This is a genomic window from Pseudomonas syringae pv. coryli str. NCPPB 4273 (assembly GCF_000972175.1).
In the GTDB taxonomy this organism is placed as follows: Bacteria; Pseudomonadota; Gammaproteobacteria; order Pseudomonadales; family Pseudomonadaceae; genus Aquipseudomonas; species Aquipseudomonas syringae.
Window position 1 is genome coordinate 1 of sequence record NZ_AWQP01000045.1, and the last position, 16,818, is coordinate 16,818.

Sequence of the window (16,818 nt, forward strand, 5' to 3'; positions counted from 1 at the left end):
CGAGGAACGGCCGGGGTCGCGTTCGACTCTACGTGTTGTAAATGAGCATTCCGAGCCTGTTTTTAACGAAGCATCACCGAGCGCAGCCACTTTTCGTACAGAGCCTAGGGTGTTCTGGGGGGAAACAGCAGCCGTAGTTAGGTCGCTGCCAGCATCGACTGACGATCCGCCGCCGGCTCCACGTATCGAGCGAGGTGACGTCATGAGTATATTCAGCCACTTCCAACAACGCTTCGAAAGCACGCGGCAAGAAGAGCTCTCGCTACAGGAGTATCTGGAGCTCTGCAAACAGGATCGCAGCGCCTACGCCTCTGCCGCAGAACGCCTTCTGCTGGCCATCGGCGAGCCCGAACTGGTGGATACCTCCGCCAACTCCAGGCTGTCGCGCATTTTCTCCAACAAGGTCATACGCCGCTATCCGGCCTTTGCCGACTTCCACGGAATGGAAGAATGCATCGACCAGATCGTTTCGTATTTCCGCCATGCGGCCCAAGGCCTGGAAGAGAAAAAGCAAATCCTGTATCTGCTCGGCCCGGTGGGTGGCGGTAAATCGTCCCTGGCGGAAAAACTCAAGCAACTGATCGAAAAAGTCCCGTTCTACGCCATCAAGGGCTCGCCAGTCTTCGAGTCGCCCTTGGGCCTGTTCAACGCCACCGAGGACGGCGCGATTCTCGAAGAAGACTTCGGGATTCCGCGACGCTACCTGAGCACCATCATGTCGCCCTGGGCGACCAAACGTCTGGCCGAGTTCGGCGGCGACATCAGCCAGTTCAAGGTGGTGAAGCTCTACCCGTCGATTCTCAACCAGATTGCCGTGGCGAAAACCGAACCCGGCGACGAAAACAACCAGGACATCTCTGCACTGGTCGGCAAGGTGGATATCCGCAAACTGGAAGAATTCCCGCAGAACGACGCCGATGCCTACAGCTACTCGGGCGCGCTGTGCCGGGCCAACCAGGGCCTGATGGAATTCGTCGAGATGTTCAAGGCCCCGATAAAGGTCCTTCACCCGCTGCTCACCGCAACCCAGGAAGGCAACTACAACAGTACCGAAGGGCTGGGCGCGATCCCGTTCACCGGTATCCTGCTGGCGCACTCCAACGAATCGGAATGGCACAGTTTCCGCAACAACAAGAACAACGAAGCCTTCATCGACCGTATCTACATCGTGAAGGTGCCGTACTGCCTGCGTGTCAGCGACGAGATCAAGATCTACGACAAGCTGCTGTTCAACAGCTCGCTGTCCAAGGCGCACTGCGCGCCGGACACCCTGAAAATGCTCGCCCAGTTCACCACGCTGTCGCGCCTCAAAGAGCCGGACAACTCCAACATCTACTCCAAGATGCGCGTGTATGACGGCGAGAACCTGAAAGACACCGACCCGAAAGCCAAGTCGATCCAGGAGTACCGCGACAGTGCGGGCGTCGACGAAGGCATGAATGGTCTGTCTACCCGCTTCGCGTTCAAGATTCTGTCCAAGGTCTTCAACTTCGATCCGCACGAAATTGCGGCCAACCCGGTGCATCTGCTTTACGTACTGGAACAGCAGATCGAACAGGAGCAGTTCCCCGCCGAAACGCGCGAGCGTTATCTGCGCTTTATCAAGGAATACCTGGCACCGCGCTATATCGAGTTCATCGGCAAGGAAATCCAGACGGCGTACCTGGAGTCCTACAGCGAGTACGGTCAGAACATTTTCGACCGCTATGTGCTGTATGCGGACTTCTGGATTCAGGATCAGGAATACCGCGATCCGGAAACCGGCGAGATCCTCAACCGCGTGGCCTTGAACGAGGAGCTGGAAAAAATCGAGAAGCCGGCTGGCATCAGCAACCCGAAAGATTTCCGCAACGAAATCGTCAACTTCGTGCTGCGTGCCCGCGCCAACAACAATGGCAAGAACCCGACCTGGCTCAGCTACGAGAAGCTGCGGGTGGTGATCGAGAAGAAAATGTTCTCCAACACCGAGGACCTCCTGCCGGTCATCAGCTTCAATGCCAAAGCCAGCAAAGAAGATCAGCAGAAGCACAACGACTTCGTGACACGAATGGTCGAGAGGGGCTACACGGACAAGCAGGTACGTTTGCTTTCCGAATGGTATCTGCGCGTGCGGAAATCGCAGTAAAGCAGCTGCAAGCTTCAAGCTATCAGCTGCAGGCGAGAAGCGATCAAGACCCGGGCTCGGGATTGATCGTGTACTCGCCTGCAGCTTGAGGCTTACAACTTGAAGCTCCCCGGAGGAGCCTATGAGCTATGTGATCGACCGACGTCTCAACGGCAAGAACAAGAGCACGGTAAACCGCCAGCGGTTTCTGCGGCGTTACCGTGACCACATCAAGAAAGCAGTGGAGGAAGCGGTCAGCCGGCGCTCCATCACTGACATGGAACACGGCGAACAGATCAGCATTCCCGGGCGTGACATCGACGAACCGGTGCTGCATCACGGTCGCGGCGGCAAGCAGACCGTGGTTCATCCTGGCAACAAGGAATTCACCACCGGTGAGCACATCGCCCGCCCTCAAGGCGGCGCTGGCGGTAAAGGTCCCGGCAAGGCGGGCAATTCCGGCGAAGGGATGGATGAGTTTTCGTTTCAGATTACCCAGGAAGAGTTTCTCGAGTTCATGTTCGAAGACCTGGAGCTGCCGAACCTGGTCAAGCGCAACCTGACCGGCACCGACACCTTCAAGACCGTGCGCGCCGGGATCAGCAACGAGGGCAACCCGTCGCGGATCAATATCATCCGAACCCTGCGCTCGGCGCATGCACGGCGTATTGCGCTGTCCGGCAGCAGCCGGGCGAAGCTCAGGGAAGCGACCGCCGAGTTTGAGCGCATGAAGCGCGAAGAGCCGGATAACTTCGGCGACCTTCAGGAACTGGAAGTAGAAATCGACCGACTGAAGGCTCGCATCCGTCGTGTGCCCTACCTCGATACCTTCGACCTCAAGTACAACCTGCTGGTCAAGCAACCCAACCCCAGCTCCAAAGCGGTCATGTTTTGCCTGATGGACGTCTCCGGCTCCATGACCCAGGCGACCAAGGACATCGCCAAGCGCTTCTTCATCCTGCTGTACCTGTTCCTCAAGCGTAACTACGACAAGATCGACGTGGTCTTCATTCGTCACCACACCAGCGCCCGCGAAGTGGACGAGGAAGAGTTTTTCTATTCCCGGGAAACCGGCGGCACCATCGTTTCCAGCGCATTGAAACTGATGCAGGAAATCATGGCCGCACGCTACCCGAGCAGTGACTGGAATATCTACGCGGCACAAGCGTCGGACGGCGATAACTGGAACGATGATTCGCCCATCTGCCGGGAAATCCTCACCAAACAGATCATGCCCTTCGTGCAGTACTACACGTACGTGGAAATCACGCCGCGTGAGCACCAGGCCTTGTGGTACGAATACGAACGCATCGGTGAAGATTTTGCCGACACGTTTGCCCAGCAACAGCTGGTCTCTGCCGGTGATATCTATCCGGTATTCCGCGAACTCTTTCAGCGAAGGTTAGTGTCATGACCGCCAGAGAGCAGAAGCGCCAACCCCTTTCCACGGGGTCAGAGTGGACATTCGAACTGATCCGCGCCTACGACCGCGAAATCGGCAGGATTGCCGAACGGTATGCGCTGGACACCTATCCCAACCAGATCGAAGTGATCACGGCCGAGCAGATGATGGACGCCTATGCCTCGGTGGGCATGCCGCTGGGCTATCACCACTGGTCCTACGGCAAACACTTCCTCAGCACGGAAAAATCCTATTCTCGCGGCCAGATGGGCCTGGCTTACGAGATCGTCATCAACTCCGACCCGTGCATTGCCTACCTGATGGAAGAAAACACCATCTGTATGCAGGCGCTGGTCGTGGCACATGCATGCTATGGCCATAACAGCTTCTTCAAGGGCAACTACCTGTTCCGCACCTGGACTGACGCCAGTTCGATCATTGATTACCTGGTGTTCGCCAAGCAGTACATCATGCAATGCGAGGAGCGCCATGGCATCGATGCCGTGGAGGACTTGCTCGACTCCTGCCATGCGCTGATGAACTACGGTGTCGACCGCTACAAGCGCCCCTACCCGATTTCCGCCGAAGAGGAGCGCCGTCGGCAGAAGGACCGGGAGGAGCACCTGCAGCGGCAGATCAACGACCTGTGGCGCACCATCCCGAAAAGTGCCGACAAGAGCAGCAAGGAAGACAACGCGCGCTTTCCGGCCGAGCCGCAGGAAAACATTCTCTACTTCATCGAGAAACACGCCCCGCTGCTGGAACCATGGCAGCGCGAAGTGGTGCGCATCGTGCGCAAGATCGCGCAGTATTTCTATCCACAGCGCCAGACCCAGGTGATGAACGAAGGCTGGGCGACGTTCTGGCATTACACGCTGATGAATGATCTGTACGACGAAGGGCTGGTCACCGACGGCTTCATGATGGAGTTCCTGCAGTCGCACACCAGCGTGATTTTCCAGCCCGGTTTCGACAGCCCCTACTACAGCGGCATCAATCCCTATGCGCTGGGCTTTGCCATGTATCAGGACATCCGCCGGATGTGCGAACACCCTACCGATGAGGATCGGCAGTGGTTTCCGGAAATTGCCGGCAGCGACTGGCTGACGGCGATCAAGTTCGCGATGACCAGCTTCAAGGACGAGAGCTTCATCCTCCAGTACCTGTCGCCCAAGGTGATTCGCGACCTCAAACTGTTCAGCATCATGGACGACGACCAGAAGGAAGACCTGCTGGTGCCCGCCATTCATGATGAAAACGGCTATCGGACCATCCGCGAAATACTCGCTGCGCAGTACAACCTGGGCAATCGGGAGCCCAATGTGCAGATCTACAGCATCGACAGACGAGGCGACCGCTCGCTGACCCTGCGCCACCAACAGCACAATCGCAAACCGCTCGGTGACTCGACAGACGAGGTGCTCAAACACCTGCACCGGCTGTGGGGCTTTGACATCCACCTGGAAACCTTGCAGGGCGATCAGGTGGTCAAGACGCATCACGTCCCCCCGAAAGGCGAGCATGCCGACAGTGAATATCCCCGGCTTGATATGGCGGTCGTCCACCTTTAAACGCTAGGGCACTAGCGCGTTAAACGCTTGCTCATACAGCTTTAGCCTCCATAAGCACGACACAAGGTTTATCCTGTCGCGCTTACGGAGGCTTTTTATGCAGATTTATAAAGTGGGCGGTGCTGTACGCGACCGTCTTCTGGGTCAACCTGTCACGGACATCGACTGGGTCGTGGTCGGCGCAAGCACCGAGGACATGCTGATCAAGGGCTATCGCCCGGTCGGTACAGATTTCCCGGTGTTTCTGCATCCGCTGACCAATGAGGAATACGCGCTGGCGCGCACCGAGCGCAAGAGCGGCGTGGGCTACGGGGGCTTTGTTTTCCACGCCAGCCCTGAGGTAACGCTCGAGCAGGATTTGATTCGGCGCGACCTGACGATCAATGCCATGGCTGAAGACAAGGACGGCAATTTAACCGATCCCTACAACGGCCAGAAGGATTTGCAAGCGCGGATATTGCGTCACGTTTCACCCGCATTCGCCGAAGATCCGCTCAGAGTCTTGCGTGTGGCGCGATTCGCAGCGCGCTACGCCGGTTACGGTTTTACCATCGCGCCCGAGACCTTGGAACTGATGCGACAGCTCAGTGAATCGGGCGAACTCAAGGCGCTGACTGCCGAGCGAAGCTGGAAGGAAATCTCTCGCGCGCTCATGGAAGAACAGCCTCAGGTGTTCATCCAGGTGCTGCACGACTGCGGCGCCCTCAAAGAGCTGATGCCCGAAGTCGAAGCGTTATTCGGTGTACCGCAGCCGGCGGCGCATCACCCGGAAATAGACACTGGCGTGCACGTGCTCAGTGTCCTCGAGCAATCCGCACGCCACAAACACCCGCTGACGGTGCGCTGGGCCTGCCTGCTGCACGACCTCGGCAAAGGGCTGACGCCGGAAGCCGAATGGCCAAGGCACATCGCCCATGAGCACACCGGCCTGCGGCTGATAAAAGCGGTCAACGAGCGTTTTCGTGTACATCGAGACTGCCAGGAACTGGCGCTGCTGGTCGGCCAGTACCACACTCACGGCCACCGTGCGCTGGAGCTGAAACCCTCGACCCTGCTGGAGTTGCTGCAAAGCTTCGACGTCTACCGCCGCCCGCAGCGCTTTGAAGAGTTCATTGCCGCCTGCGAGATGGACGCACGGGGACGTCACGGCTTCGAACAACGCAGTTATCCACAGGCCGACTACCTGCGCGGCGCCGCCGAGGTCGCACGCGCGGTATCAGTACAGCCGTTGCTGGAACAGGGCCTGAAAGGCAAGGAACTGGGTGACGCGCTGAAGAACGAGCGCTTGAAGGCACTGAAAACCTACAAGGCCGAGCACGTTGCCTGACAGGCAACGCTCATCGTCACACGCAGATCTAACTGCTTATCGTGCCAATGCTCCGCGTTGGCATGCAGTTCATGACGCTCTGCGTCAAAAATCTTCAGTCTGGCGAAACAGCACGGATAAACAAAGCTCAGGCTTTAAGGCGGCCTGCATCTCGTACAGACTGAATCAGGCGGCAACGCTGCACTGTGTGACGCGGAGCGTCACGAACTGCATTCCCACGCGGAGCGTGAGGAACGAGAGGTGTCCGGGGGAGCACTTTTCGTACCTATGCGCAGCCATGGACGCTCTGCACTCGGGCTGAAAGACGAGGATGACCTCAGCTACGCAGCAAATCCTCAGGCGTCAGTGCCAGCCCGCGCCACTCGAACGCCACCGGCCAAAGCTGCTGATCGATCTGCGCATCAGCCCAGAGTTTGCTGAAGGCAATCCCCACACCGGGATGCAGACGTTCAGGGGCAATCAACGCCAATGGCCGCAGTACGAAGGCATTCTTCAGGATTTCCGCCCTCGGCAAGATCAGCCCGTCGAAATTACCGACCTGTTCGCCGTACAGCAGCACATCGATATCCAGCGGCAACCCTTTGCGATCCGGGGCATAGCGGCCATTGTCCGCTTCGATGAATTTCAGGCGACGATCCAGCTCCATCAAGGGCAGATCGGTCAGCGCCGACACCACCAGATTGAAGAATGGTCCGCTCTTGATACCCACGGCATGGCTCTCAAAAACCGGCGAACAGCTCAGGTCGGTCAGGAAGCCATCCAGCGCATCGAGCCCCGCAACCAGATGGCGCTCACGCTCGATGTTGCTCCCCAGGCCGAGGAAAATCCGCGTCAGCGACATCCGCGCTCGATCTCCACGCCCACACCGGCAGCGGCCGCTACAGCACCGGGCTTGGTCAGTTTCAGGCGCAGCCAGGGAATATTGAATTCACCCATCAGCACTTCGGCCAGTCGCTCGGCGAAGGTCTCCACCAACTGGAACTGTGCCTGCTCGGCGAACGCCTGAATACGTGTCGAGACACTGGCGTAGTCGAGAGCCTTGCTCAGATCGTCCCCTGCGGCTGCGGGGCGATTGTCCCAGGCGAAGCTGAGGTCCAGACGCAGGCACTGACGAATGCCGCGCTCCCAGTCATAGGCGCCAATGACCGTATCGACCTCAAGGCCCTCGATGAAAACTCTGTCCAAGCACTACTCTCCACTGCACGACAAGGGCGCGATGCGCCGTTAGAATCAGGGCATCCTCGCCCGGAATGGTTCGCATGTTTTGGTTAATGGCCACCTTCGCCTACCTGCTTGGCTCGCTGTCCTTCGCCATCCTGCTCAGCCGCCTGAGCGGCAGGCCGGACCCGCGCGCCAGTGGCTCCGGCAATGCCGGCGCGACCAACATGCTGCGTCTGGCCGGGAAAAAACTCGCCATCCTGACCCTGCTCGGCGACCTCTGCAAAGGCCTGGTGCCGATCCTGATCGCCAGCGCCTGGAACATGGACACCGCACAACAGGGCTGGATCGGCGTCTGCGCAGTGCTGGGCCACCTGTTCCCGTTGTACTTCCGCTTCCGCGGTGGCAAAGGCGTAGCGACCGCCGCCGGCGTGCTGCTGGGCCTGTATCCGCCCGCCGCTGCCCTGGCGATAGTCGCCTGGCTGCTGACGCTGTACCTGACCCGCACCAGCTCGCTTGCCGCCCTGATCGCCACACCCCTGACCCTGCCATTGCTGGCGTGGCAGGAGTCTCATGCGCTACTGCCGATGAGCGTGTTGACCCTGCTCATCGTCTGGCGCCATCGCGGCAATCTACGCGACCTGCTCGCCGGGCGCGAACGACATTTCTGAGGCGTAGCCCGCCTCGTCTGCCGTCACAGCCCCGATAACTCCTCCATGGGCCAGCGCGCCTGTACGCTGATGCTCAAATCTTCCTTTTGCCCGACCTGCAAACGCTGACATCCGGCGAAGGCGATCATGGCGCCGTTATCGGTACAAAACTCGGGCCTTGCGTAATAGACATGGCCGCGCAAGTCGCCAAGCATGCTTTCCAGCGAAGCGCGCAGTGCCTTGTTGGCGCTGACGCCACCGGCAATCACCAGGCTTTTGAGGCCGGTCTGCTTGAGCGCGCGCTTGCACTTGATGGTCAAAGTCTCCACTACCGCCTGCTGGAAGGCCAGAGCGATGTCGCAGCGGGTTTGCTCACTGTCGTCTCCAGCGTTCCGGCATTGCTGCCAGGTATTGAGCGCAGAGGTTTTCAGGCCGCTGAAGCTGAATTCCAGACCGGGACGATCGGTCATCGGCCGAGGGAAGACAAAACGTCCTGCCACGCCCTGCAGGGCTGCCTTTGAAATCTCCGGGCCGCCGGGGTACTGCATGCCCATCATCTTCGCGGTCTTGTCGAACGCCTCGCCTGCGGCATCATCCAGCGTCTCGCCCAGCAGCTCGTACTGACCGATGCCATCGACGCGCACCAGCTGCGTATGGCCGCCCGACACCAGCAAGGCGACGAACGGGAACTGTGGCGGGTTTTCTTCCAGCATCGGGGCCAGCAGATGACCTTCCATGTGATGCACGCCCAGCGCCGGGATATCCCAGGCGAACGCCAGTGCCTGAGCGCACGAAGCGCCGACCAGCAAGGCGCCGACCAATCCAGGGCCGGCCGTATAGGCAATGGCGTCGATATCAGTGGCCACGCAGTCCGCCTCGGCCAGTGTCTGGCGAATCAGGGGCAGCATGCGCTTGACGTGATCGCGCGAAGCCAGCTCCGGCACCACACCGCCATAGGCACGATGCAGGTCGATCTGGCTGAATAATGCGTCTGCAAGCAAACCGCGTTCGCTGTCGTATAACGCGACGCCGGTTTCGTCGCAGGAGGTTTCTAATCCCAGTACTAGCATGGGGTTGCGCCTTGTAGGGGGCAGATTTGAAGGCGCGCATAATAGTCGCCGACCGAGGTGCCGACCAGCGGTTTTCGATCAGAGGCTTTGCATTCCTCTCAATGAGGGGTTAACATCCGCAACCCTTAAAAACCGACGTACTTTTGTGCAGTGTTTGCACTGAGCGTTGACCCCGGTAATGAATGAAGGTAGCTCTGGATGCCAGCCGTCAAAGTTAAAGAGAACGAACCCTTCGACGTAGCTCTGCGTCGTTTCAAGCGCTCCTGCGAAAAAGCCGGTGTTCTGGCTGAAGTTCGTAGCCGCGAATTTTACGAGAAGCCGACTTCGGAGCGTAAGCGCAAGGCAGCAGCTGCTGTCAAACGCCACGCCAAGAAAGTCCAGCGCGAACAGCGCCGCGCCGTTCGTCTGTATTAATTTACAGACCTTCGTCGCAAGCTTCTGCCTTGCCCGGCCAACCAGCCGGGCTGTCGGCAGTTACAGCTTCGCTGTTTTGCGTTTGCTTTATTGATTGACCCTGTCCAGGCCGCACATGCGACTCGGATATTCAGTCAAGCACGTCACGGCCTGTTCACAGGCTACATCGGTCATGCCCATTCGGGCAGCACATCGACCGATGACAAGACGAGTATGCCTTGATGACTTCGCAAGAAGCTCAGCCAAGGCAGCGTCTTCCGTGTCCTCAGGCTCTGACCACTCACCGTGGGCAAAAAAGCTTGTGGCCTTTCTGATCCACTTGCTGGATCAAGATCTATTCCTTTCAGGCCAACACCGTCCTTCGGATGCAAAGACGTGCCCGTTTATTGCCGACGTCTTCAAAAAGACGGCTGACAGGCTGACGGAACGCTCGTAGAGTCATCCGATACTTTTGCACCACGCTTGAATGATGAGAACGCCATGGCCGGGCTGATTCCCCAGAGCTTTATCGACGACCTTCTGAACCGCACCGATATTGTCGATGTTGTCAGTTCGCGCGTGCAGCTCAAGAAAGCCGGGAAGAATTACACCGCGTGCTGCCCGTTCCACAAAGAGAAAACACCCTCTTTCAGCGTCAGCCCGGACAAGCAGTTCTATTACTGCTTCGGTTGCGGCGCAGGCGGCAACGCGCTCGGCTTCATCATGGACCACGACAACCTGGACTTTCCCCAGGCTGTCGAAGACCTGGCCAAGGCCGCCGGCATGGAAGTGCCTCGCGAACAGAGCGTAAAAGGCCAGAAGCCCCGGCAACCGACCGATTCCCCGCTCTACCCGCTGCTGACCGCCGCCGCCGAGTTCTACCGCCAGGCCCTGAAAAGCCACCCGTCACGCAAGGCTGCGGTGGATTACCTCAAGGGCCGCGGGCTGTCCGGCGAGATCGCCAGAGACTTTGGCCTGGGCTTCGCCCCTCCCGGCTGGGACAACCTGTACAAGCACCTGAGCAGCGACTCATTACAGCAAAAGGTGATGATCGAAGCCGGCCTGCTGATCGAGAACGCCGAAACCGGCAAACGCTACGACCGCTTCCGCGACCGGGTGATGTTTCCGATCCGTGACTCACGCGGGCGCGTCATCGCCTTTGGCGGCCGCGTACTGGGCGATGACAAACCCAAGTACCTGAACTCCCCGGAAACACCGGTTTTCCACAAGGGCCAGGAGCTGTACGGGCTGTTCGAGGCGCGCAAATTCAATCGCAACCTCGATGAAATCATCGTCGTTGAAGGCTACATGGATGTCATCGCCCTGGCCCAGCAAGGCTTGCGCAATGCCGTGGCGACGCTGGGTACTGCAACCAGCGAAGAGCATTTGAAGCGCCTGTTCAGGGTGGTGCCAAATGTGCTGTTCTGCTTCGACGGCGATCAGGCCGGGCGTAACGCTGCATGGCGTGCGCTGGAAGCGACCCTGTCGAACCTGCAGGACGGACGCCGGGCGCGCTTTCTGTTTCTTCCCGAAGGCGAAGACCCGGACACACTGGTGCGCTCCGAAGGCACCGACGCGTTCAAGGCACGCATCAATCAGCACGCGCAGCCGCTGGCCGATTATTTTTTCGAGCAACTGACCAAAGAGTCCGATCCGCGCTCGCTGGAGGGCAAGGCGCACATGGCCACCCTCGCGGCGCCATTGATCGACAAGGTGCCCGGCGCGAACCTGCGTATTCTGATGCGTCAGCGCCTGACCGAAATTACCGGGCTGACCGGCGAGGCCGTCAGCCAGCTGGTGCAGAGCGCGCCGGCAGAGGCGCCACCGAGTTACGACCCGTATGTCGACTACGACGCCATGCCTGATTTTGCCGATTACCAGCCACAAGGCGGTTACGAGCCTCAGCAGGAATGGACGCAGAAGAAAACCGGCGGTCCGAATCAAAAAAAATGGGACAACAAATCCTGGGGCAAAAAAGGCAAGCGCCAGGACTTCGAACCTCGAACGCCGCGTGTTCCCACCGCCGTCGAGCCGCCCATGCAGGCCGCACTGAGAACCTTGCTGCATCACCCCGAATTGGCGGAAAAGGTCGAAAATGCCAGCCATTTCGCTGCAGAAGACCAATCCAACGCACAACTGCTGGTCGCTCTTATCGAGGCCCGGCAAAAGAATCCGAACCTTCGGTCGTTACAGTTGATAGCGCGATGGCACGGGACTGAACAGGGCCGCTTGCTGCGCGCACTGGCAGAAAAGGAATGGCTGATTGAGGCCGATAACCTTGAACAACAGTTTTTCGACACTATAACTAGCTTATCCGCTCGCCAACGCGAGCGCAGTCTGGAACATCTGATCAGCAAGGCTCGGCAGACCGAGTTGAGCGCAGAAGAGAAAATTCAGCTTAGGGAACTGCTAAATCGCAATGTTCCCGCACAAACCCCGACCTCAACTGGCGCGTGAGGTCATAGCTCGGGTATAATCCTCGGCTTGTTTTTTGCCCGCCAAGACCTTCAGTGGATAGGGTGTTATGTCCGGAAAAGCGCAACAGCAATCTCGTATCAAAGAGTTGATCACCCTGGGTCGTGAGCAGAAGTATCTGACTTACGCAGAGGTCAACGACCACTTGCCCGAGGATATTTCAGATCCCGAGCAGGTGGAAGACATCATCCGCATGATCAACGACATGGGGATCCCGGTACACGAGAGTGCTCCGGATGCGGACGCCTTGATGCTGGCCGACGCCGATACCGACGAGGCAGCCGCAGAAGAAGCGGCTGCAGCGTTGGCAGCGGTCGAGACCGACATCGGGCGTACCACCGATCCTGTTCGTATGTACATGCGGGAAATGGGCACCGTTGAACTTCTGACCCGTGAAGGCGAAATCGAAATCGCCAAACGTATCGAAGAAGGCATCCGTGAAGTGATGGGCGCAATTGCGCACTTCCCAGGCACGGTTGACCACATTCTCTCCGAATACACACGCGTCACCAGTGAAGGCGGTCGCCTTTCCGATGTCCTGAGCGGCTATATCGACCCGGACGACGGCATTGCGCCGCCTGCCGAAGTCCCGCCGCCTGTCGACCCCAAAGCCGTCAAGGCCGAGGGTGCCGATGACGACGAAGAAGAGTCGGCAGACGCCAGCGACGAAGAAGACGAAGTCGAGAGCGGTCCTGATCCGGTCATCGCCCAGCAGCGCTTCGGTGCGGTTTCCGATCAAATGGAAATCACCCGCAAGGCCCTGAAGAAATTTGGTCGCGACGACAAGCACGCCATTGCCGAAATGGTTGCGCTGGCCGAACTGTTCATGCCGATCAAACTGGTTCCAAAACAGTTTGAAGGTCTGGTAGAGCGTGTACGCGGTGCCCTCGAGCGTCTTCGTGCCCAGGAACGCGCCATCATGCAGCTGTGTGTACGTGATGCACGTATGCCGCGCGCCGACTTCCTGCGCCAGTTCCCGGGCAACGAAGTTGACGAAAGCTGGACTGACGCACTGGCCAAGGGCAAGAGCAAATACGCCGAAGCCATCGGTCGCCTGCAGCCTGACATCCAGCGTTGCCAGCAGAAGCTGTCCGCACTGGAAGAAGAGACCGGCCTGAAAATCGCCGAGATCAAGGACATCAACCGTCGCATGTCGATCGGTGAGGCCAAGGCCCGCCGCGCGAAGAAAGAGATGGTTGAAGCGAACTTGCGTCTGGTGATCTCCATCGCCAAGAAGTACACCAACCGTGGTCTGCAATTCCTCGATCTGATCCAGGAAGGCAACATCGGCTTGATGAAGGCTGTGGACAAGTTCGAATACCGTCGTGGCTACAAGTTCTCGACCTATGCCACCTGGTGGATCCGTCAGGCGATCACTCGCTCGATTGCCGACCAGGCACGCACCATTCGTATTCCGGTGCACATGATCGAGACGATCAACAAACTCAACCGTATTTCCCGGCAGATGTTGCAGGAAATGGGTCGCGAACCGACCCCGGAAGAGCTGGGCGAACGCATGGAAATGCCTGAGGATAAAATCCGCAAGGTATTGAAGATCGCAAAAGAGCCGATCTCCATGGAAACCCCGATCGGTGACGACGAAGATTCGCACCTGGGTGACTTCATCGAAGACTCGACCATGCAGTCGCCAATCGATGTCGCCACTGTTGAAAGCCTGAAAGAAGCGACACGCGAAGTGCTGTCGGGCCTTACCGCCCGTGAAGCCAAGGTTCTTCGCATGCGTTTCGGCATCGACATGAATACCGACCACACGCTTGAAGAGGTTGGTAAGCAGTTTGACGTAACCCGCGAGCGGATTCGTCAGATCGAAGCCAAGGCACTGCGCAAGCTGCGTCACCCGACAAGAAGCGAGCATTTGCGCTCGTTCCTCGACGAGTAATCGCACCAGCGAGTCAACAAAACCCCCAGCATGCCGGGGGTTTTGCGTTTCCGGGGCAAAAGAAAATTCAAAATTTGCAGGCCCAGTTGTCAATTGACCCAATCAAAAAGAGGTCAGACATCAGTCTAATTGCAGCTCCTGAAAAATTGACCTACAACTATGTATCACACCAGACACCAACGCCTTTCGAACCAAGCCTTGGATCATTGAAGTTACAAGGTTACGCCACACCATCATCAGCGATAGTCAGACACGGACGTAAGCCGCATATGCGTGGAGTAATCAAAAACAGTGACCGGGAAGCGTCATGCCTGTCCGAGGGAAAATTCGCCTCGATCTTCGCTCAATGCCCGGATGCCATGCTGATCGTCAGCCTTGCCGACGGACACATCATGGATGCCAACGAGGCGTTCGTAGAGCGAACCGGCATCCCCCTTGATGAAGTGATTGGCAAGACACCGACAGAACTGAATCTATGGGCAGTCCCAGGCATCGGCCCAAAAGTCCTGCTGCAATTGCAGACCGGCGATATCCATAATCTGGAGATACCCTTTCGGCGCAAGAACGGCGAAACCTTTTCAGGGCTCATGTCCGCCCAACCGTTCGAGCATAGCCCGATACCTGCCGTGCTGGTGATAGTGCGTGACATCACCCAGCTCAAACTGGCCCGACAACAATTACAGCTTTCCGAAGAGAAGTTCGCCAAAGCCTTTCATGCCTCGCCTGACGGGATGGCGATTACCCGGCAGCAGGACGGCATGCTGCTGGAGGTCAACGAAGGGTTCTGCCGCTTGACCGGGTACAGCGAAGAGTATTGCCTTGACCACTCGACATTCGACCTGGGTATCTGGGTTGACCTGAGCGAGCGTTCAATGCTCATCGAGCAAATGAAACAGCATGGTTTCGTCAGGGATATGCGGGTCCGGATTCGTAACAACAATGGCGATGTTCGACTGTGCGAACTGTCCTCTCAACCCCTCATCATTGCCGGTGAAGACTGTCTGCTGACGATTACACGGGATATCACCGAAAGCAGGCAAATGCAGGAGAAACTGCATCTCGCGGCGACTGTTTTCGAGAGCACTGCCGAGGGTGTGCTCATCACCAATACCGACCAGAGCATCAGCGCCGTCAACCGCGCGTTCACGGAAATCACTGGCTACAGCGAAAGTGAAGCCATCGGGCAGACCCCTCGCCTGCTTGCCTCCGGCCAACATGACAGCGCGTTCTATGCCTCGATGTGGCACCAACTGACAGCCGAGGGCCACTGGCAGGGCGAAATCAGCAACCGCCGCAAGAACGGCGAGCTTTACCCGAGCTGGCTGACCATCAGTGCCGTGCGCAACAAAGACAACTTCCTGACCCACTTCGTCGCCGTCTTCGCCGACATTTCCAGCCTCAAACACGCCCAGGCGCGCCTCGACTATCAGGCCCATCATGACCCGCTCACCGGCCTGCCCAACCGAATACTGTTCGAGAGCAGGCTTCAAGCCGCCCTGCTGCACAGCGAAGAATCCGGCAGCCTCGGTGCAGTTCTGTTCCTCGATCTGGATCGCTTCAAGCACATCAATGACAGCCTGGGCCACCCGGTCGGCGACCTGCTGCTCAAAGGCATCGCACACCGGCTCAAGGAGACCCTGCGCGACATCGACACCGTCGCACGCCTGGGCGGCGACGAGTTCATCGTTCTGCTGCCGGGCCTGCTGCAAGCCAGCGACGCACAGGCCATCGCCAATAAATTACTGGCCTGTTTCAACACGCCCTTCGAGGCTGGCGAACATGAGCTCTACATCAGCCCCAGCATTGGCAGCTGCGTGTTCCCCACCGACGGCACAGACGTAGCCACGCTGGTCAAAAATGCCGACGCGGCGATGTACCGCTCCAAGGCAAAAGGCCGCAACAGGGTCGAAAGCTATACCTGCGACCTCAGTGAGCAGGCCAGCGAGCGCATCGCCCTCGAGCAGGAACTGAGACGAGCCCTGGAGCGCAATCAACTGACACTGGCCTACCAGCCCAAAATCAACCTGACGACCCAGACACTGGCAGGCGCAGAAGCCCTGATCCGCTGGAACCACCCGACCTTTGGCGAAGTGCCGCCCGAGCACTTCATTCCCCTGGCGGAAGAAAACGGCATGATCCTGCAGATCGGCGACTGGGTGCTGGAGCAGGCCTGCCGCCAGATGGGAGTATGGCGCAGGAGCTGTCAGCCGTTCGGCCCGCTGTCGGTGAACCTGGCAGGCGCGCAACTGCGCCAGACCAACCTGCTGGAACGCATCGAACAGCTGCTCACGGACAACGGCCTGGAACCCGGCTGCCTGCAACTGGAGATCACCGAAAACTTCATCATGAGCCAGACTCAGGAAGCGCTGGCCGTGCTGCACCAATTGAAGACACTCGGTGTGCAACTGGCGATCGACGACTTCGGCACCGGCTACTCCTCACTGAGCTACCTCAAACGCCTGCCACTGGACATCCTCAAGATCGACCAGTCCTTCGTCCGCGGCCTGCCCGAAGACACCCACGACGCCGCCATCGTCCGCGCCATCATCGCCCTGGGGCGCAGCCTGCAACTGACCGTGATCGCCGAGGGCGTTGAGAACAGCGAACAGCAGCAATTTCTGACCAGCGAAGGCTGCGAACAGATCCAGGGCTACATCGTCAGCCTGCCCCTCGACGCCGAAGAATTCTGCGAGAGATTTCTTCTTATGAATCTTTCGGACTTTTCGGATAGCACAGCCGCGAAACCGCCGTTATAATCCGCGACCTAC

General features: G+C 58.5%; 12 protein-coding genes. 9 read left to right on the forward strand and 3 right to left on the reverse strand.

The genetic code is table 11. The features are described from left to right. Positions 1-202 precede the first annotated feature (202 nt). The 4 genes from P406_RS18260 (at position 203) to P406_RS18275 (ending at position 6,404) form a co-directional block, all read left to right on the forward strand. The gene (locus P406_RS18260) at positions 203-2,125 is read left to right on the forward strand and encodes a PrkA family serine protein kinase (RefSeq protein WP_003341169.1); all 1,923 of its coding nucleotides are present in this window, start codon (positions 203-205) and stop codon (positions 2,123-2,125) included. A 121-nt stretch (positions 2,126-2,246) separates the two neighbouring features. Further along, the gene (locus P406_RS18265) at positions 2,247-3,518 is read left to right on the forward strand and encodes a YeaH/YhbH family protein (protein WP_003316246.1); all 1,272 of its coding nucleotides are present in this window, start codon (positions 2,247-2,249) and stop codon (positions 3,516-3,518) included. Continuing rightward, positions 3,515-5,077, forward strand: a complete 1,563-nt coding sequence (locus P406_RS18270; protein ID WP_024649577.1) for a SpoVR family protein — start codon at positions 3,515-3,517, stop codon at positions 5,075-5,077. Before P406_RS18265 ends, P406_RS18270 begins: the two co-directional genes overlap by 4 nt. Before the next feature lie 97 nt (positions 5,078-5,174). After that, positions 5,175-6,404 (forward strand): multifunctional CCA addition/repair protein, encoded by a 1,230-nt coding sequence (locus P406_RS18275; RefSeq protein ID WP_046236941.1) that lies wholly within the window; start codon positions 5,175-5,177, stop codon positions 6,402-6,404. Positions 6,405-6,720: 316 nt separating this feature from the next. Here the strand turns inward: P406_RS18275 and folK are convergent, their stop codons facing one another. Together folK and folB are read right to left on the reverse strand one after the other, a co-directional pair. Continuing rightward, positions 6,721-7,245: a 2-amino-4-hydroxy-6-hydroxymethyldihydropteridine diphosphokinase gene (gene folK, locus P406_RS18280; RefSeq protein WP_003351503.1), complete on the reverse strand. Its 525-nt coding sequence runs from the start codon at positions 7,243-7,245 to the stop codon at positions 6,721-6,723. After that, on the reverse strand, positions 7,236-7,589 hold the full coding sequence (folB, locus tag P406_RS18285; protein ID WP_003316242.1) for a dihydroneopterin aldolase: 354 nt from the start codon (positions 7,587-7,589) through the stop codon (positions 7,236-7,238). The genes folK and folB overlap by 10 nt, the downstream gene beginning before the upstream one ends. 74 nt (positions 7,590-7,663) lie before the next feature. Here folB and plsY point away from each other — a divergent pair, with 74 nt between their 5' ends. Next, positions 7,664-8,233 (forward strand): glycerol-3-phosphate 1-O-acyltransferase PlsY, encoded by a 570-nt coding sequence (gene plsY, locus P406_RS18290; RefSeq protein ID WP_046236942.1) that lies wholly within the window; start codon positions 7,664-7,666, stop codon positions 8,231-8,233. 23 nt (positions 8,234-8,256) lie between these two features. On the opposite strand, the gene tsaD is transcribed toward plsY, so the two are convergent. Continuing rightward, complete coding sequence (gene tsaD / locus P406_RS18295; protein ID WP_046236943.1) at positions 8,257-9,282, reverse strand: tRNA (adenosine(37)-N6)-threonylcarbamoyltransferase complex transferase subunit TsaD; 1,026 nt, start codon at positions 9,280-9,282, stop codon at positions 8,257-8,259. A 198-nt stretch (positions 9,283-9,480) separates the two neighbouring features. Between tsaD and rpsU the strand changes: the two genes are divergently transcribed. From rpsU to P406_RS18315, 4 genes are all read left to right on the forward strand, one after another. Then, positions 9,481-9,696 (forward strand): 30S ribosomal protein S21, encoded by a 216-nt coding sequence (gene rpsU / locus P406_RS18300; RefSeq protein WP_002551877.1) that lies wholly within the window; start codon positions 9,481-9,483, stop codon positions 9,694-9,696. A 480-nt stretch (positions 9,697-10,176) separates the two neighbouring features. Then, positions 10,177-12,132, forward strand: coding sequence for a DNA primase (dnaG, locus tag P406_RS18305; RefSeq protein WP_046236944.1), 1,956 nt, complete (start codon positions 10,177-10,179; stop codon positions 12,130-12,132). 67 nt (positions 12,133-12,199) lie between these two features. Then, the gene (rpoD, locus tag P406_RS18310) at positions 12,200-14,050 is read left to right on the forward strand and encodes an RNA polymerase sigma factor RpoD (RefSeq protein ID WP_003411788.1); all 1,851 of its coding nucleotides are present in this window, start codon (positions 12,200-12,202) and stop codon (positions 14,048-14,050) included. 269 nt (positions 14,051-14,319) lie between these two features. Then, the gene (locus tag P406_RS18315; RefSeq protein ID WP_046236945.1) at positions 14,320-16,806 is read left to right on the forward strand and encodes a bifunctional diguanylate cyclase/phosphodiesterase; all 2,487 of its coding nucleotides are present in this window, start codon (positions 14,320-14,322) and stop codon (positions 16,804-16,806) included. The last annotated feature ends 12 nt before the right edge of the window (positions 16,807-16,818 follow it).